This window comes from Rhodoferax sp. GW821-FHT02C08 (assembly GCF_059421805.1).
Genome location: NZ_JBWKVR010000008.1, coordinates 93,309 through 109,159, shown reverse-complemented (window position 1 = coordinate 109,159; position 15,851 = coordinate 93,309). Strand labels below are relative to the sequence as shown.

Here is a 15,851-nt window from a genome sequence, read left to right as displayed (position 1 = left end):
TCATGGCAACATCATGGGGTTGCGCACCGGGATCGTCGTCTCAACGGTGCGGTAGCGGTACAGCTTTTCTGCGTCCGTCAGCGTGCGGGTATACGCCACGCCGCTGCCCAGGTCGGAGAATAGGGTCAGGCTGCTGGCGGTGGTGACAGTGTCTTTTTCTGGCAGGCTGGTGCGCAGGATCAGGCCGACGCGGATCGCCAGAATCTTCTGCAGATAGTCGTTGGCGGTGGTGAGGCTGGAGCAGTTGGATAGGCGTACGCTTGCGCTGGTCGGACGGTTCTGCACTTCCTGTACGGTGCCTGCCATCAACGCGGCAACCGTATAGGGGTTGCTGGTGGTTGCCGTCGTCACGGGCTTGAACCACTCGCTGCTGCTGATCTTGCCGTCGCAATCCGCGTCTATGCCGTACAGGGCATGCATTTCAAACACGCCATCTGCCCGGGCTTGCACGGTGCGCGTACTGGCGGCCGCCGTGTTGAGCAAATCGTAGGAATACAAGGTGTTGTTGTCGCCTACGCCTAGGACCTGGAACTGCGGGGGCCGGCCCAGCGTCACATTGCCCATCGGCATAGCGGTGCTGTTGTCGGACAGTGCCGCCAAGCGGGTGCCGGCCACGTGGTAGTCCCCCGCCAGCGGCATGGCCGAGGCCGCGCCACCGCGCCCATCGGTGGAGGAAAACGCGCTGGCGCTCACCTGGTCCAGCAGACAGTTGGTAATGCCTGATGTGCTGGCATCGGGCTCCACCGAGGCCACCAACACCAGGTCGCTGTTGGAGAATGCGGCGGTGTTGGTCAAGTTCAGCTGCGCGGCCGAGGCGAAGCCAGAGAACTCGGTAGGGATTTCGCCCTGCCCGGCTGCGCCGCCCATGACGACCAGCACATCCGAGGTCTTGCCGCTGACACTTGGGGTCGTGGCGCCAGGCAGTATCACCACCGGCGCCAGACGGAAGACGCCCAAGGTGCTGTCGGTGGCCTCGGTGACGCTGGCAAATGGTGCGGGCAACGCGGTCGCGTTATAGGTGGGCAATATCTGTGTATTGGTTTGCGATGCCTGGTTCGCATACAGCTTGCAGCCGTAGTTGTAGGCCGCTGCCTGTGTGAAGCCGCTGCCTGCGCTACGCACCCATTGGTCAAGCAGATAGACGGCGTAGTTGCCGGCCTGGTTGATGTCGTTGGTGGAGGTGAGCGTGCGCTTACGCCCCTCGGCCGTGGTCAGCACCACCATCATGGCCAACGAGAGGATCATGCCGATCAGCAGCGCCACCATCAGCTCCAGCAGCGTGACGCCGCGCTGGCGTGCAAGTCGCCCGGCCCGCATCACGGTATGACCACGTAGGTAAAGTACTTGCTGTTCGTCTCGGTACTGAGCTTGGACGGCGACTTCCAACTGATGGCGACGGTGGTGATGCCCGTGCTGCTGTCCGTGCTGACGCTGGACGTTGCATTCGGCAGGCCCGAGACCGTAGGGTCGGCTACCCGCGCGGCCCAGGCCGTGAGGGTGGACGGCGAGGTGCTTTGCTCGGCCCACATGCAGGCAATGATTTCATTGGCCAGCATGGCCGCACGGGTGCGGTCCTCGGCGGCCACGGCGTAGCCAGTCGCCTTGGTCTGCATGGCCACCAAGCCCAGCACGCCCAAGGAAAACACCAGCAAGGACACCAGCACCTCGATGAGGGCGAAGCCAGCCTGCGCCGGGCCCGATGTATGCACGGGGCGCGCGGGATGCGACAGCAATTTGCGGGGCGGCTTCATGATGCGGGGCAGCCATCAGGCACGGTGGAAGACAAGGTGCGTGTGGGGTCGCACATGCGCACCTGCCCACCCGCAGTGAGCAGTACTTTCAGGGTCCGGTAGGCGTTGTTGCCGGCGACCGCACTGGAGCTGACCAGGGTGTAGCTGGTGGCCGTGGAGCTGCAGGCGGTGCTCAGCCCGGTGGCGGTGGAGGCCAGCGTCACCAGTCCGCCCAGGGAGCCGAAGCAGACGGCTGCCGGGCCGGTCACGGCCACACCGGCCTGCGTTCCGTAATTGCTGCCTTGTACGAACTCGGCGCTGGTTTCTGCGCTGCCGGTCAGCACCACGGTCTGGACGTACCAGTTCTTGCCATTGGCCACAGGGGTGGCCGCCAATGCCGGCGTGGCGTTGGTCAATGCGAACACGGTCTGGCGGTTGCGGCGGATGGCCTCGGCCTGGGCCTGGCGCAGGCCGTTCTGGATTTCTTCCGCCACGCTGCGCACCTTGGCATTGGCGATCCACTGGCTGAACGAGGGCACCACCGCCAGCAGCAACAACGCGGCCACGGTCAGCGTCACCATCAGCTCGATCAGCGTGAAGCCGCTGGATCGACGCTGGGTCAGCATGTATCCCCCTTGCGCAGGATCCAGCAGGCATAGGTGGCACCACCCCAGGCGGTGGACATGGTGCTGCCCTGCACGCCGGTCTGGGTGATGGTGTAGCTGAAGCCGTCCGTCGCCGTGCCCGAGGTACCCGTCGCGGTGACGGTGTAGGCCGTAGATGTAATGCCGCTACACACCAGCGAATACGGCGTCGGCTTGGTATAGGTGACCGCCGTGGCGGTGCATGGCGCGGGCGCGGCTGTGGATGTCACGTACGTGCGGTTGTCTTGGTAGAACTGCTCCATCTTGGCGCGGGTGGCCAGCACGTCGTTCGCCATGGTCACCAGATGCCCGCGCAGGATGTAGTCCCGGTACGAGGGCAAGGCCACCGCCGCCAGGATCGCCACCACGGCCACTGTGATCATCAGCTCGATCAAGGTAAAGCCTCGGGCTGCGGGACGGCCCGGCGCGCCTGGGGACCGCTGCGCCGAATGCAAAAGAGGAGTGTGGCGAGGTGGATTCAACATGTTTCACATTGTAAGTGGGATTATTTCCCATTTATTAACGCTATGTAAAATCCGATCGCCGGCGCCATGCGGACGACCAACGGTTGTCAAATACGGGCTTTCTACGGGCCTAGGTACGCCATCCCCCTCAGCCGCTATCATCCAAAGCTTTGTCTAAAGCATCCCCCCACACCATGTCCGCCGGAATGAACCCTGCCCAGCAGGAGGCAGTGAACTACATGCACGGACCCTGCCTGGTGCTGGCGGGCGCGGGCTCGGGCAAAACGCGGGTCATCACGCACAAGATTGGCCGGCTCATCCAGTCCGGCATGGCGCCCAAGAAGATTGCCGCCATCACCTTTACCAACAAGGCGGCGATGGAAATGCGCGAGCGGGCCAAGGCGCTGATTGGCCGCGAGGCCAAGGACGTGGTGATCTGCACCTTCCACGCCCTGGGCGTGCGCATGGTGCGCGAGGACGGCTTCCGCGTCGGACTGAAGCCGCAGTTCAGCATCCTGGACGCCGACGACGTGACCAGCATACTGAAAGACGCCGGCGGCAGCACCGACGTGGCCACCGCCCGCACCTGGCAGTGGACCATCAGCAAGTGGAAGAACATGGGCTTGAATGCCGAGCAGGCAGCGGCCCAGGCGGTGGACGACAACGAGGCCATCACCGCCCGCGTGATGGCGCTGTACGAAGAACGCCTGACGGCCTACCAGAGCGTGGACTTTGACGACCTGATCAGCCTGCCGCTGCGCCTGCTGCGCGACTTTGAAGAAGTGCGCGCCAAATGGCAGACCGTGCTGGGCCATGTGCTGGTGGATGAATACCAGGACACCAACGCCACCCAGTACGAGGTGCTGAAGTACCTGGTGGGCGAGGCGGCGCGCTTCACCGCCGTGGGCGACGACGACCAGTCCATCTACGGCTGGCGCGGCGCCACACTGGACAATCTGCGCAAGCTGCCACTGGACTTTCCGCAGCTCAAGGTGATCAAGCTGGAGCAGAACTACCGCTCTACCAGCGCCATCCTGCGTGCGGCCAACAACGTGATCGGCCCCAACCCCAAGCTGTTCCCCAAGACGCTGTTCAGCGAACTGGGCGAGGGCGAGCCGGTACGGGTGATCGACGCCGACAACGAAGAGCACGAAGCCGAGCGCGCCGTGGCCCGCATCCAGAGCCTGCGCGCGGGCACGGTGGTGACGCAGGGGCCGCAACTGCAGGACTTCAAGCACTTCGCCATCCTGTACCGCGCCAACCACCAGGCCAAGCCGTTTGAAAAAGCGCTGCGCAAGGCGGGTATTCCGTACAAGGTGTCGGGCGGCACCGGATTTTTTGACCGGGCTGAAATCAAGGACCTGTGCGCCTGGTTCCGCCTGTGGATCAACAACGACGACGACCCGGCTTTTCTGCGCTGCATCACCACGCCCAAGCGCGGCATAGGCCACACCACGCTGGCCAAGCTGGGCGAGTTCGCCACGCAGTACAAGCTGAGCTTGTTCGAGTCGCTGTTCGCCGCCTCACTCGGCGCCGTGGTGCCGGCACGTGGGCTGGAGGGCCTGCACGAATTCGGCCGCTATGTGAACGACCTGGAGTACCAGGCGCGCCGCACCATTGGCGCCGAAGACTCGCTGGCCTTCATGCTGCAGTGGCTGAAGGACATCGAGTACGAGCAACATCTGTACGACAACGAAGACAGCGAAAAGGCTGCCGCCGCGCGCTGGACCAATGTGCTGGAGTTTTGCGACTGGATGGCCGCCCGTGCCGGCGGCCAGACCGACGAGGATTCGGGCACGACAACGGTCCGCGAGACCAAGAGCCTGCTGGAGGTGGCGCAAACCATCGCCCTGCTGTCCACCATCAGCCAGCGCGAGAAAGAAGCCGACGTGGTCACCCTGTCCACCCTGCACGCGTCCAAGGGGCTGGAGTGGCCGCACGTGATCATGGCCGGCGTGACCGAGGGCATGCTGCCCTTCAAGCTGGACGACGACGAAGGCCGCCAGCAGGTCGTCAGCGAGGACATCACCCAGAAGCTGCAGGAAGAGCGCCGCCTGATGTACGTGGGCATTACCCGCGCGCAACGCAGCCTGGCCGTGAGCTGGACGCGCAGGAAGAAAAAGGGCCGCGAGATGGTGGCCGCCCAGCCCAGCCGATTCATCAAGGAAATGGCGCTGGACGCCAACACCGCCAAGGAAGACCCGCGCGAAAAGCTGCGCGCACTGCGCGCCGAATTCGCCAAGAAGTCGCAGGACAGCGCCGCTGCCCGCGCAGCACAAGAACCATGAAGTTTCGCAATGCTCTACTTTTGATAGCTGCCTGCGCAGGTATTACCTGCGCTAGCGGCCAAAATCTTATAAATCCAGCGGCCACGGCCTGCCCGGCTGCCCAGGACCTGGGCCCGCTGCAGCTCTACGGCCAATGGCAGGTGCAGATAGACGGCCAGCCCGGCCCAGCCAGCCTGCGCCTGGAAAAAGACCCCGAGCAACCCGACAGCCTGGTCGGCAGCATCCACCGCGCGGGCAAGCTGGCCCAGGTGGCGGGCGAAATCGAGCAGGGCAACTTCAACCTCGAAGAGTCAGACGACGGCACGCGCATCAGCGCCACCTGGGCAGGCCAGGTGAGCGAGGGCTCGTGCGGTAAAGAAATCAAGGGACTATGGACCAACACACTGCAGGACAACGCCACCCCGCTCGCCTTCGTGCTGCGCAAATCAAGCGGCTGGGAATGAAACCGCTGGCAGGCATCTGCGCCGGGCTGGCGCTGGCCGCGGGGACCACCGCCGCGCAGGCCCAGACGTCCAACACCGTGCCCACCATTGCCTCAACCACCAATGTGGCTCCTGCCAGCGCAACGTCGTCTGGCCCGGTGCCGTCGGCACCCTGGTTGTCTTGCGCGCGCCTGGTAAACGACAAAGAGGCACGGCTGGCTTGCTATGACGAGCTGGCAGAGCAACAGACTGCGGCCGTAGCCCCCCCCGCTCCTGCCCTGGCCACGTCCACCGCCGCACTGCCGGAGGTACCACCACAACCCGTCGCCGTGGCCCTGGCCATCGCCGCCGACAAGGGCTGTGAAGACACTCGCTATTCGGAAGCCTCGCGCTTCTGGGAGCTGGAGGCCGGCAGCGACTGCGGCACCTTCGGCATCCGCGGTTACCGGCCGATCAGCCTGTCGGTGATCGGTAGCGACAGCGTAAACGACCTGCCCAGTTCGCCCGCCGCCGGCCACACCGCTACCACCGCCATCGACTACAAGCGCACCGAGACGCGCATCCAGCTGTCGGTGCGGACCAAGGTGGCCCAGGGCCTGCTGACCCAGGGCGAGCCCAGCCTGCGCGACTCGCTATGGTTTGGCTACACCCAGCAGTCGTACTGGCAGCTGTTCAGCGCCGACCTGTCGCGCCCCTTCCGCAGCACCGACCACGAGCCCGAGCTGGTCTACGTCTACCCCACCACCATGGCGCTGCCCGGCTCCCTGCTGGAAGGCTGGAAACTGCGCTACAGCGGCCTGGGCCTGGTGCACCAGTCCAATGGCCAAAGCCTGCCGCTGTCGCGCAGCTGGAACCGCGTCTACCTGATGGCCGGGCTGGAAAAAGCCGGCCAGTGGAATGTGCAGGGCCGCATCTGGCAACGCATAAACGAAAGCAATGGCAACGACGACAACCCCGGCATCAGCGACTACATCGGCCGGGGCGAGTTGAGTGCCATGTGGCACGCCAGCAAAGACAGCACATTTGGCGTGACGCTGCGCCACTCCATGCGGCAGGACGCGCGCGGCTCGGTGCGGCTGGAATGGCTGCAAGCCCTGGGCGGCAGCGACAGCCACAAGAGCGACCTGCGCTTCCACACCCAGCTGTTCAGCGGCTACGGCGACAGCCTGATCGACTACAACCGACGCCGCACCGTGCTGAGCGTGGGCCTCAGTTTGGTGGATTTTTAGAACTGACGAGGATTCACCCACCGCCCGTTCGGGCTGAGGTCAAAGGGCTCCATTAGCAGGCCCTTCGACACCTCAGGACGAACGAGAGCCACACCCAGGTGGCTAAACCGTAGAGCTGGCCTTGCTGGCGGGTTTGAAGGGTTTGGTGTTGAACTTGCCGTGCGGCAAGGTAGCCAGGCGCTTGAGCATCCAGCGGCAGTAGCCCTGTATGCCCAGGCATTTGTTCAGCTCGTCCACCGGCAGCGGGCCGGACACCACCACGATGTCGTTGGCGCTGTCTTGCGCCCCCGCCGCCCGCAACCGGCGCCGCGCACCCATGGCCCAGGACTGGATGCGCGTAGGGTCGCCATGCTGGTGCAGCTCGCCGGTGCTGGCGTCAAAGGCAATGGCCACCGTGTCCGTCTTCAACCGAAAGCGGCGCTCGCCCGTGACCGCGCTGGGAGGCGTGGACATGTCGTACAGGTAGTAGCTGCCACCTTTGAGTTGGTATTGCAAATCCATAGGGTTTACGGCGGAGGGAGGGCCTCATTGTGGACGAATTTTGGCGACGCCCAAATAAGTATTACGAGCATACCCGAAGCCCAAGCGCCGCCAATCGCCCCGGCCGCCCCCCCAACGATAATCGGGGCATGACTACACCGCACACGCCCGCCACTTCTGGCACCTCCTCGTCCGATTTCAGCAGCCTGCCCCTGGCACCGGCCATGCTGGCCAACCTGGAGCAACTGGGTTATTTGCAAATGACGCCCATCCAGGCAGCCAGCCTGCCACTGGCCTTGCTCGGGCAAGATTTGATCGCCCAGGCCATGACCGGCAGCGGCAAGACCGCCGCCTTTGCCCTGGCCCTGCTGGCGAATCTGAACCCACGCCGCTTCGCCATCCAAAGCATGGTGCTGTGCCCCACGCGGGAGCTGGCCGACCAGGTGACCACCGAAATCCGCCGCTTGGCGCGCGCCGAAGAGAACATCAAGGTCGTCACCCTGTGTGGCGGCGTGGCCCTGCGCGGCCAGAACGCCAGCCTGGAGCACGGTGCCCACATCGTGGTGGGCACGCCAGGCCGCATCATGGACCACCTGGAGCGCGGCAACCTGGACCTGTCGGCCCTCAACACCCTGGTGCTGGACGAAGCCGACCGCATGCTGGACATGGGCTTCTTCGAGGACATGGTGACCGTCATCAAGCAGTGCCCGAAAGAGCGCCAAACCCTGCTGTTCTCGGCCACCTACCCGGAAGGCATCGAGAAGCTGAGCCAGCAGTTCATGCGCACGCCCAAGACCATCACCGTGCAGGCCCAGCACGCCACCACCAAAATTTCGCAGCGCTGGTACCAGGTGGAAAAGTCCGAGCGCCTGACTACGGTGGGCAAGTTGCTGAACCACTTCCGCCCCGAAAGCGCGCTGGCCTTCTGCAACACCAAAGCCCGGTGCCGCGAACTGGTGGACGCGCTGCAGGCCGAAGGCTTCAGTGCACTGGCGCTGTACGGCGAGCTGGAGCAACGTGAGCGCGACCAGGTGCTGGTGCAGTTTGCCAACCGCAGCTGCAGCGTGCTGGTGGCCACCGACGTGGCCGCGCGCGGCCTGGACATTGCCGACCTGGCGGCCGTGATCAATGTCGACGTGACGCCCGATTCCGAAGTGCACATCCACCGCATCGGCCGCACCGGCCGCGCGGGAGCGGAAGGACTGGCACTGAACTTGGCGTCGATGAACGAGATGGGCTTTGTCGGCAAGATCGAAGTGCTGCAGGGCCGCGAATCCGAGTGGCACAAGCTGGACGAGTTGACGCCCACCAGCAAGGAGCCGCTGCGCCCACCGATGATGACGCTGCAGATCACCGGCGGCCGCAAGGAAAAGATCCGCGCTGGCGACGTGCTGGGCGCGCTGACCGGTGACGCCGGCTACACCCGTGAACAGATCGGCAAGATCAATGTGAACGAATATTCCACCTACGTGGCGGTAGACCGCCGCATCGCCCATGAGGCCGAGCGCAAGCTGAACGCCGGCAAGATCAAGGGCAAGAGTGTGCGGGTGCGGCTGCTGACGGAGCGGACCGATTTATAAGAAATAAGGCGCTGGCGCAGGTAACACCTGCGCTGGCAGCTATTATTTTTGCAGCATGCCGGGGCGCAGCATTTCGATATGCGGGATGTCGTCTTCCAGGTACATCTCGCCCACAGCCTCAAATCCAAAGCTTTGGTAGAACTTCAGCAGGTACTGCTGGGCGCTGATGCGATTGGCTTGGCCAGGCCAGGTCTGGTCGCAGCGCCGCAAGGCCTCCGCCAGCAACTGTTGGCCCAGGCCCTGGCCGCGGTAGGCCGGCGCGGTGAGCACCCGGCCCAGCGAGGGTTCGGGGTATTTGCTGCCGGGGTCGGTCACACGCAGATAGGCCGCCAGATCGTCGCCCGCCCAGGCCAGCAGGTGCCAGCATTGCAGGTCGTAGGCATCGGTGTCCTGGTAGACGCAGTTCTGCTCCACCACAAACACCGCATCACGCAGCAGCTTGGCGGCGTGGAAGTCGCGGGCGCGCAACTCGTCCATGCGCGCCCACTGGAAGCGCAGAGGCGTCATGCCTGTGCGTTTTGCAGAGCGGCGATACGCGCCTCAATCGGCGGGTGGGTGGAAAACAGCTGGCCTATGCTGCCGGCAATGCCGAAGGCGGCCACGCTCTTGGGCAGCTCTGCCGTGTGCAGGCCGCCCAGGCGCGCCAGGGCGTTGATCATGGGCTGGCGGCGGCCCATCAGCTGGGCGGCACCGGCGTCGGCGCGGAATTCGCGGTGGCGCGAGAACCAGGCCACCACCATAGAGGCGGCAAAGCCGAGCACGATGTCCAGCACGATGGTGCTGATGTAGTAGCCAATGCCGGGGCCGCTGTTGCGGTCGTCGCCCTTGCGCAGGAAGCTGTCCACCGCGTAGCCGATGACACGGCTGAGGAACACCACAAAGGTGTTCATCACGCCCTGGATCAGCGTCATGGTGACCATGTCGCCATTCGCCACGTGGGCGATCTCGTGGCCCAGCACGGCTTCGATTTCTTCGTGCGTCATGCTTTGCAGCAGGCCGGTGGAGACGGCCACCAGGGCCGAGTTCTTGAAGGCGCCGGTGGCGAAGGCATTCGGCGCGCCTTCAAAAATACCAACCTCGGGCATGCCAATCTGGGCCTTGTCGGCCAGGCGGCGCACAGTGTCCACAATCCAGGCCTCGTCGGCGTTCTGTGGCTGCTCGATCACATGCACGCCCGAGCTCCACTTGGCCATGGGCTTGCTCATCAGCAGCGAAATGATGGCGCCGCCAAAGCCCATTACCAGCGCGAAGCCGAGCAAGGAGCCCAGGTTCAGGCCGTTGGCCGTCAGGTAACGGTTCACCCCCAACAGGCTGGCCACGATGCCCAGCACCGTGACCACCAAGACATTGGTAAGAATGAACAGAAGAATGCGTTTCATAGTTTTTCCCGTGGAATGACTGGGGTTTAGATGGGGTTTCGTGAAAGAAGTTCAAGCCACACAGCGCGGAGGACGGAACACCTGGGCATCGTCATAAAACTCCGGCTGGGTGTTCTCGGGCCACCAGCCGGGCACGCCCAGCACCGGCATGGGCAGGAACGGCTTGCTGGCGAGACCCGAGGCACTCAGCTGGGCCGCCACCTGCGCGTCCACATCCGCTATTGAATGTATAGCTACCGGCGCGCAGTATATGTGCGCCACCATGGGTTTTCTAGGCTTAACCAGCTTCTCCATGAGGGCATGGCCGAACATCAGCAGTTGGGCCTGACCCCACAGCGGACGCAGGGTGACGAACAAGCGCTGCCAATCGCGGGTCTGCAGCGCCTCCCATAGCGCGGGCGGCGCGATGAGGAAGGCGCCGTTCTCGTCCAGCACCGTCAGCGCGTCGCGCACCGGGCCGCGCAAGGGCTTGACGCCTGCCGCCGCAATCTCGGCCGCCTGCAACTGGTTCAGCCGGGTCTTGGTCTGCGGGAAATGCAGCCAGCATAAGCCGTTGAAGAAGTCGTGCAGGTTGTCGCGCGTGGGCACGGTGCGGGTGCGGGAAATAAAGGCCTCATAGGCCTCGCCGGGCGGCAAGGCGCTTTGCGGCACAAAGCCTACTGGCGCCGGGCCGACCGCGTGCAAGGCAGCGGCCACGCTCGCTCCCTGCTGCCAGGCTTGGCCAGCAGGTTCGCCCAGCGCGCGCAGAGGCTGCAGCCAGGGCTGAGCCCAATCCACCCCCTCCGTTTCGCTGTTTGTATCTTGCATACAGAACCTTAGTCCTTCATAAAAACTACAATGCATTCTTGTGCCACCCGCACGCCAGAAGGAACCCGAACCATGGCCCAAAAATTTGACATCGAGATGCCCAAGTCGCTCACGGAAATCGTGGCCCAGCGTGTGCGGCAGGCGATTATTGACGGTGAATTTGCACTGGGCCAGATGATCTCGGAGGAAACACTGGCCGAGTCATTTGGCGTGAGCCGTACACCGGTGCGCGATGCACTGACGCTGCTGCAAAGCACCGGCCTGGTGGTGATCCGCTCCAAGCGCGGCAGCTTTGTATTCCAGCCAGACGAGGCCGATGTGCAGGCGATCTGCGACTTCCGCGCCATGCTGGAGCTGCACGGCGCCATGCTGTCGCGCGCGCTGCGTCGCGAGGCCACGTTGACCACGCTGCAAGGCATTTACCAGCAGATGCAGGACGCGATTGCCGCGGACGACGATGTGACGTATGGGCATTGCGACTCGGCCTTCCACGAAGCGCTGTTTGCCCACTGCGGCAACCCCTATGTGGTGAACTCCTACGCCCTTGTGTCGGGCAAGATCGCGGCGCTGCGCACGCATATGTCCAAGCAGTATTCAGACGCCCGCAGCGTGTCCATGGACGAGCATGCGCAGATCATCCGCTGCGTAGACGCAGGCGACTTCGAGCAGTTGAAGCAATTGCTGAATCTGCACGTGGGCCGTACGGTGGACGCCTTCCGCCTGGCCAGCGCCACCGCGCTATTGGAAGCCAGTGCGCTATTGCCCAAGCTGCGCCCCAGCGCCTGAACCACCGCGTCACCAGGAGCTCCCCCCATGCATCCCACCCTCCGACTTCAGCAGTTGCTACAGAGCGGCAAGATCGTCATGGCGCCCGGCGCGCCCGACGCCATCACTGCCCGGCTGGTGCAAAAAGCCGGCTTCCCCGCCGTCTACATGACCGGCTTTGGCGCCACCGCCAGCCGCCTCGGCACGCCGGACATCGGGCTGCTGAGCCAGACCGAGATGACCACCCATGCGCGCGATATGGCGCGGGTGGTGGACATCCCCATCATTGCCGACGCTGACACTGGCTACGGCGGTCCGTCCAACATCCAGCGTACGGTGCGCGAATACATCCAGGCCGGCGTGGCCGCCATCCACCTGGAAGACCAGGTGGCACCCAAGCGCTGCGGCCAGATGGCCGGCATCCGCCTGATGGACGCACAGGAGAACGCGCTGCGCTTGCAGTGCGCCATCGAAGCCCGCGGCAGCGACCCGCTGCTGGTGATCGGCCGCACCGACGCCCTGCCCGCCATGGGCCTGGAGGAAGCCATACGCCGCGCCCATCTGTACCAGGCCGCAGGCGTGGACCTGGTGTTCGTCGATGGCATCAAAAAGATCACCGAAGTGGAGGCCATCGCCAAGGCCGTGCCGGGGCCCAAGGTGGTGTCCATCGTCGATGGCAATGAGACTACTGCGCTAACCGCGCGGGACCTGCAGGACATGGGTTTCTCCGTGGTGTTCTACGCAGTGACGGCTCTATTCACCGCAGTGAAAGCCGTGTCCGATGCGCTGGCCGAGCTGCAGCGTGCCGGCACACCACGCGGCAGCGCAGGCGGCATGGTCAGCTACGCAGAATTCAGCGCCCTGGTGGACCTGGATTTCCACAAAGACCTGGACGACAGATTCGGAGCCTGACATGACCACACCCGCTTGCCGCTATTGCACCGCCACCCTGGCGGAACTGGACAGCCTGATGGTCCACATCCGCGACCTGGAGCATTCACGCGTGTTCCTGCTGCGCGACCAGACGCACCGGGGTCGCTGCATCGTGCTGCTGAAACAGCATGCGCGGGAATTGTTTGAGCTGGCGCCTGAGGTGCTGGGCGGCTTCATGCAGGAGGTGGCGCAGGTGGCCGCCGCCATCACCCAGCTAGGCCACTGCGACAAGGTGAACTACGCCATCTACGGCGACCTGAACGAGCATATCCACATGCACCTGGTGCCCAAGACCCGCAACGGGCCCAACTGGGGTCAGGCCTTTGTGTTGACGCAAGACAGACCGGTAGCGCTGCCCGACGCCGACTTCCAGGCAACGCTACAAAAACTGCAGCTGCTACTGCAGTAAATACCTGCGTTAGCGGCCGATTTAACCCTTGCCCAGCGGCGGCAAGACGTCCTTCACCACGGGCTTACCACCCTTGATTTCGATGATGAAGCTTTCGCGGTCGATGTCGCCCTTGTCGTCAAAGGTCACGTCCATCAGCACGCCGGGCTCGTCCGCCACCTTGATGGTCATGCCGTGCAGCTGCTTGGCCACGGCCACGCGGTCGAACTTGCCGACCTTCTGGATCGCAGCCTTGAGCATGTAGACACCCTGGTAGCCTTTGATGCCGTTGTGGTCGGGCACGAAGTTATAGGCCTTGACGAACTTATCGCGCACCATCTTGATCCCGGCAATCGGCGCATCGGCCGACATCTCGGTGTGTCCCACCACCCCATTGGCGGCGTCACCGGCCAAGTCGATCACCTTCTGGCCCAGCAGAGTGACATCACCGACGATGGGCTTGTCCCAGCCCTGCTTGCGCAACTCGCGCACCGCGCGGGCCGACTCTTCTTCGTTCAGGTAGACGAACACCGCGTCGGCATTGGCCTGCTTGGTGCGCACCACGGCGGCAGAGAAGTCCACCTGGCCGGCTTCAGTGGAAACATCGGCCACCACGTCCACGCCGTAGGTTTTGAGCGCGCTGGTGATGGCGTCGCGGCCGGGTTTGCCGAAGTCGCTGTTCACAAAAATCACCGCCACCTTCTTCACCTTCAGGTTCTGCGCAATGTAGCGCGCCGCCTTGGGCATGGAGTTGGTCTGTGTGAGACCGGTTCGGAAGATGTAGGGGCTGCCTTGCTGGGTTACCAGGGCTCCGGCGGCCGCAGTGAAATTGGGTACCTCGGCGCGCCGCGTCTCGGTCTGGCTGACCAGGATGGAGCCGGTGAACACCGGGCCGAAGATGGCAAACGCGCCGTCATCAATCGCCCGCACCACCAGACCCTTGGCCACGCCAGGGTTGGTCTGGGTGTCCATATTCGTGACCTCGATCTTGCGGCCCAGGATGCCGCCTGCGGTATTGATGTCCTTCACAGCCAGCTCTATGCCCGACTTGAACATGGTGCCCGCCGTGGCCCCAGCCCCGGAAAGCTCCACCACATTGAAGATTTTCACGATCTCGCCTTGCGCCCACAGCGGCGCGCTGCTGCACAAGGCGGTGGCGCCAACGGCGGTGATGAGGGTTCTGCGCTGGATGCTCATTTTTTGTCTCCTGGATCGGTCAATGTCCTGCTGAGGACTATATGCAGCTGCCGTGGTAACCGGCTATTTTCTGCGCCTGAATATTAATGTACAGTATCCAGAACCTTACATACATCAGTTTTTTGCACTCCTATGACCTCCTCTACCGCCGCCGGACTTGCCCTTCAGGACCTGCGCCAACAGCTGGGTTCCGCCGTTTTTCTGGCCGACGAGGTGCCCGCCCGTAACCGCAACGACTACAGCGGCCTGCCGCCCACCACGCCCCTGGCCATGGTACGCCCGACCGATACCGAAGGCGTAGCCACGGCCCTGCGCATCTGCCACGCGCACAGCATCGCCGTGGTGCCCCAGGGCGGCCTGACTGGTCTGTGCGGCGGCGCCCGCGCGCTGGACGACGAGATCGCCTTGTCGCTGGAGCGCCTGGTGGGGATTGAAGAAATTGACTCCGCCTCGGCCACCATGACCGTGCTGGCCGGCACGCCGCTGGAGGTGGTGCAGCAGGCAGCAGCAGCAGCCGGCTTCTTCTGCCCGCTGGACTTGGGCGCGCGCGGCTCGTGTGCGATTGGCGGCAACCTGTCCACCAACGCAGGCGGCAACCGTGTCATCCGCTACGGCATGGCGCGCGACATGGTGCTGGGGCTGGAGGCAGTGCTGGCCGACGGCACAGTGGTCAGCAGCCTGAACAAGATGATCAAGAACAACGCCGGCTTTGACTTGAAGCACATCTTTATCGGCAGCGAAGGCACGCTGGGCATCATCACCCGCGTGGTGCTGCGCCTGTTTCCCAAGCCCGCCTCCACCATGGTGGCGCTGTGCGCGGCCGAGGACTACGGCACAGTGCTGAAGCTGCTGACCGCGGCGCGCAACGGCCTGGGCCCTATGCTGTCGGCCTTCGAGGTGATGTGGCCCGACTACTGGGACATGGCGACGCAAAAAGTGCGCGGCGTACGCAACCCCTTCGCCGCCGATGGCCGCCGCTACGGCGCTTATGTGCTGGTGGAGGCCCTGGGCACCGATCCGGCGCGCGACGGCCCCAACTTCGAAGCCTGGCTGGCCCAGTTGCTGGAAGATGGTACCGTGCCCAACGCCGTGGTGTCGCAGTCGCTGGCCGATGAAAAAGCCTTCTGGGGCGTGCGCGACGCCTGTGCCGAATTCCACCAGCTCTGGCCCGGCCACCTGGCTTACGACATCGGCCTGCCGGTGGTGAACATGGACGAATACGCCGTGCGTTGCAAGGCCGCCCTCAGCGCCCAGCTACCGGGCTGCGAGGCCGTGTTCTACGGCCACATCGGCGACGGCAATGTACACATCGTGGCCTACCAAAGCGGCGTGGCCGCCCAGCCCAAGGACGCAGCAGATGAAATCATCTACGGCCTGGTGCGCGAATACGGCGGCACGGTGTCGGCCGAGCACGGCATTGGCACCATGAAGCGCCGCTGGCTAGCCCATGCGCGCTCGCCCGAGCAGATTGCCCTGATGCGCATGCTCAAAGCCGCACTGGACCCGAAGAACATTCTGAATCCAGGCAAGGTAATTTAAGCCGAC

The 15,851-nt window shown here is 64.2% G+C and carries 17 protein-coding genes; 8 read left to right on the top strand and 9 right to left on the bottom strand.

Features of this window, described 5'->3' with window-relative positions; translation table 11 throughout:
• The 4 genes from AC07VY_RS12170 to AC07VY_RS12155 are packed head-to-tail and all read right to left on the bottom strand — an operon-like array spanning position 1 to position 2,859.
• Positions 1 to 1,317, bottom strand: coding sequence for a PilW family protein (locus AC07VY_RS12170; protein WP_495097627.1), 1,317 nt, complete (start codon positions 1,315 to 1,317; stop codon positions 1 to 3).
• Positions 1,317 to 1,751: a type IV pilus modification protein PilV gene (gene pilV / locus AC07VY_RS12165; protein WP_495097628.1), complete on the bottom strand. Its 435-nt coding sequence runs from the start codon at positions 1,749 to 1,751 to the stop codon at positions 1,317 to 1,319. Before pilV ends, AC07VY_RS12170 begins: the two co-directional genes overlap by 1 nt.
• On the bottom strand, positions 1,748 to 2,356 hold the full coding sequence (locus tag AC07VY_RS12160; protein ID WP_495097629.1) for a pilus assembly FimT family protein: 609 nt from the start codon (positions 2,354 to 2,356) through the stop codon (positions 1,748 to 1,750). Before AC07VY_RS12160 ends, pilV begins: the two co-directional genes overlap by 4 nt.
• A complete protein-coding gene (locus tag AC07VY_RS12155; protein ID WP_495097630.1) occupies positions 2,350 to 2,859 on the bottom strand; it encodes a type IV pilin protein in 510 nt (169 codons plus the stop codon). Before AC07VY_RS12155 ends, AC07VY_RS12160 begins: the two co-directional genes overlap by 7 nt.
• A gap of 173 nt (positions 2,860 to 3,032) precedes the next feature.
• On the opposite strand from AC07VY_RS12155, the gene AC07VY_RS12150 reads away from it, so the two are divergent.
• The 3 genes from AC07VY_RS12150 to AC07VY_RS12140 are packed head-to-tail and all read left to right on the top strand — an operon-like array spanning position 3,033 to position 6,777.
• The gene (locus tag AC07VY_RS12150; protein WP_495097631.1) at positions 3,033 to 5,126 is read left to right on the top strand and encodes an ATP-dependent helicase; all 2,094 of its coding nucleotides are present in this window, start codon (positions 3,033 to 3,035) and stop codon (positions 5,124 to 5,126) included.
• Positions 5,123 to 5,569, top strand: a complete 447-nt coding sequence (locus AC07VY_RS12145; RefSeq protein WP_495097632.1) for a hypothetical protein — start codon at positions 5,123 to 5,125, stop codon at positions 5,567 to 5,569. Before AC07VY_RS12150 ends, AC07VY_RS12145 begins: the two co-directional genes overlap by 4 nt.
• Positions 5,566 to 6,777 carry a phospholipase A gene (locus AC07VY_RS12140; RefSeq protein ID WP_495097633.1) on the top strand — a complete coding sequence of 404 codons (1,212 nt, stop codon included), beginning with the start codon at positions 5,566 to 5,568 and terminating at the stop codon, positions 6,775 to 6,777. The genes AC07VY_RS12145 and AC07VY_RS12140 overlap by 4 nt, the downstream gene beginning before the upstream one ends.
• A gap of 102 nt (positions 6,778 to 6,879) precedes the next feature.
• On the opposite strand, the gene AC07VY_RS12135 is transcribed toward AC07VY_RS12140, so the two are convergent.
• Positions 6,880 to 7,278, bottom strand: coding sequence for a hypothetical protein (locus AC07VY_RS12135; protein ID WP_495074173.1), 399 nt, complete (start codon positions 7,276 to 7,278; stop codon positions 6,880 to 6,882).
• A 128-nt stretch (positions 7,279 to 7,406) separates the two neighbouring features.
• Here AC07VY_RS12135 and dbpA point away from each other — a divergent pair, with 128 nt between their 5' ends.
• The gene (dbpA, locus tag AC07VY_RS12130) at positions 7,407 to 8,837 is read left to right on the top strand and encodes an ATP-dependent RNA helicase DbpA (protein ID WP_495097634.1); all 1,431 of its coding nucleotides are present in this window, start codon (positions 7,407 to 7,409) and stop codon (positions 8,835 to 8,837) included.
• 42 nt (positions 8,838 to 8,879) lie between these two features.
• Here dbpA and AC07VY_RS12125 read toward each other — a convergent pair whose 3' ends face one another.
• Genes AC07VY_RS12125 through AC07VY_RS12115 form a run of 3 tightly spaced genes read right to left on the bottom strand, consistent with a single transcriptional unit; the run spans position 8,880 to position 11,023 of the window.
• Entirely contained in the window at positions 8,880 to 9,344 is a 465-nt protein-coding gene (locus tag AC07VY_RS12125; protein ID WP_495097635.1) for a GNAT family N-acetyltransferase, read from the bottom strand.
• Positions 9,341 to 10,216 carry a protease HtpX gene (htpX, locus tag AC07VY_RS12120; protein ID WP_495074176.1) on the bottom strand — a complete coding sequence of 292 codons (876 nt, stop codon included), beginning with the start codon at positions 10,214 to 10,216 and terminating at the stop codon, positions 9,341 to 9,343. The genes AC07VY_RS12125 and htpX overlap by 4 nt, the downstream gene beginning before the upstream one ends.
• A 51-nt stretch (positions 10,217 to 10,267) precedes the next feature.
• Entirely contained in the window at positions 10,268 to 11,023 is a 756-nt protein-coding gene (locus tag AC07VY_RS12115; protein WP_495097636.1) for a DUF3025 domain-containing protein, read from the bottom strand.
• A gap of 72 nt (positions 11,024 to 11,095) precedes the next feature.
• Here AC07VY_RS12115 and AC07VY_RS12110 point away from each other — a divergent pair, with 72 nt between their 5' ends.
• Genes AC07VY_RS12110 through AC07VY_RS12100 form a run of 3 tightly spaced genes read left to right on the top strand, consistent with a single transcriptional unit; the run spans position 11,096 to position 13,130 of the window.
• The gene (locus tag AC07VY_RS12110) at positions 11,096 to 11,809 is read left to right on the top strand and encodes a GntR family transcriptional regulator (RefSeq protein WP_495097637.1); all 714 of its coding nucleotides are present in this window, start codon (positions 11,096 to 11,098) and stop codon (positions 11,807 to 11,809) included.
• Positions 11,810 to 11,836: 27 nt separating this feature from the next.
• Positions 11,837 to 12,700 (top strand): isocitrate lyase/PEP mutase family protein, encoded by an 864-nt coding sequence (locus tag AC07VY_RS12105; protein WP_495097638.1) that lies wholly within the window; start codon positions 11,837 to 11,839, stop codon positions 12,698 to 12,700.
• A gap of 1 nt (position 12,701) precedes the next feature.
• Positions 12,702 to 13,130 carry an HIT family protein gene (locus AC07VY_RS12100; RefSeq protein WP_495097639.1) on the top strand — a complete coding sequence of 143 codons (429 nt, stop codon included), beginning with the start codon at positions 12,702 to 12,704 and terminating at the stop codon, positions 13,128 to 13,130.
• 21 nt (positions 13,131 to 13,151) lie between these two features.
• On the opposite strand, the gene AC07VY_RS12095 is transcribed toward AC07VY_RS12100, so the two are convergent.
• Positions 13,152 to 14,306 carry an ABC transporter substrate-binding protein gene (locus AC07VY_RS12095; RefSeq protein ID WP_495097640.1) on the bottom strand — a complete coding sequence of 385 codons (1,155 nt, stop codon included), beginning with the start codon at positions 14,304 to 14,306 and terminating at the stop codon, positions 13,152 to 13,154.
• A gap of 132 nt (positions 14,307 to 14,438) precedes the next feature.
• Between AC07VY_RS12095 and AC07VY_RS12090 the strand changes: the two genes are divergently transcribed.
• Positions 14,439 to 15,845: an FAD-binding oxidoreductase gene (locus AC07VY_RS12090; protein WP_495097641.1), complete on the top strand. Its 1,407-nt coding sequence runs from the start codon at positions 14,439 to 14,441 to the stop codon at positions 15,843 to 15,845.
• The last annotated feature ends 6 nt before the right edge of the window (positions 15,846 to 15,851 follow it).

Coding starts and splice junctions, on each gene's coding strand:
- htpX (WP_495074176.1), bottom strand. CDS start 10,216: ATGAAACGCATTCTTCTGTTCATTCTTACCAATGTCTTGGTGGTCACG.
- AC07VY_RS12110 (WP_495097637.1), top strand. CDS start 11,096: ATGGCCCAAAAATTTGACATCGAGATGCCCAAGTCGCTCACGGAAATC.
- AC07VY_RS12170 (WP_495097627.1), bottom strand. CDS start 1,317: ATGCGGGCCGGGCGACTTGCACGCCAGCGCGGCGTCACGCTGCTGGAG.
- AC07VY_RS12160 (WP_495097629.1), bottom strand. CDS start 2,356: ATGCTGACCCAGCGTCGATCCAGCGGCTTCACGCTGATCGAGCTGATG.
- AC07VY_RS12115 (WP_495097636.1), bottom strand. CDS start 11,023: ATGCAAGATACAAACAGCGAAACGGAGGGGGTGGATTGGGCTCAGCCC.
- AC07VY_RS12095 (WP_495097640.1), bottom strand. CDS start 14,306: ATGAGCATCCAGCGCAGAACCCTCATCACCGCCGTTGGCGCCACCGCC.
- AC07VY_RS12155 (WP_495097630.1), bottom strand. CDS start 2,859: ATGTTGAATCCACCTCGCCACACTCCTCTTTTGCATTCGGCGCAGCGG.
- AC07VY_RS12140 (WP_495097633.1), top strand. CDS start 5,566: ATGAAACCGCTGGCAGGCATCTGCGCCGGGCTGGCGCTGGCCGCGGGG.
- AC07VY_RS12145 (WP_495097632.1), top strand. CDS start 5,123: ATGAAGTTTCGCAATGCTCTACTTTTGATAGCTGCCTGCGCAGGTATT.
- AC07VY_RS12100 (WP_495097639.1), top strand. CDS start 12,702: ATGACCACACCCGCTTGCCGCTATTGCACCGCCACCCTGGCGGAACTG.
- AC07VY_RS12090 (WP_495097641.1), top strand. CDS start 14,439: ATGACCTCCTCTACCGCCGCCGGACTTGCCCTTCAGGACCTGCGCCAA.
- AC07VY_RS12150 (WP_495097631.1), top strand. CDS start 3,033: ATGTCCGCCGGAATGAACCCTGCCCAGCAGGAGGCAGTGAACTACATG.
- dbpA (WP_495097634.1), top strand. CDS start 7,407: ATGACTACACCGCACACGCCCGCCACTTCTGGCACCTCCTCGTCCGAT.
- AC07VY_RS12125 (WP_495097635.1), bottom strand. CDS start 9,344: ATGACGCCTCTGCGCTTCCAGTGGGCGCGCATGGACGAGTTGCGCGCC.
- AC07VY_RS12105 (WP_495097638.1), top strand. CDS start 11,837: ATGCATCCCACCCTCCGACTTCAGCAGTTGCTACAGAGCGGCAAGATC.
- AC07VY_RS12135 (WP_495074173.1), bottom strand. CDS start 7,278: ATGGATTTGCAATACCAACTCAAAGGTGGCAGCTACTACCTGTACGAC.
- pilV (WP_495097628.1), bottom strand. CDS start 1,751: ATGAAGCCGCCCCGCAAATTGCTGTCGCATCCCGCGCGCCCCGTGCAT.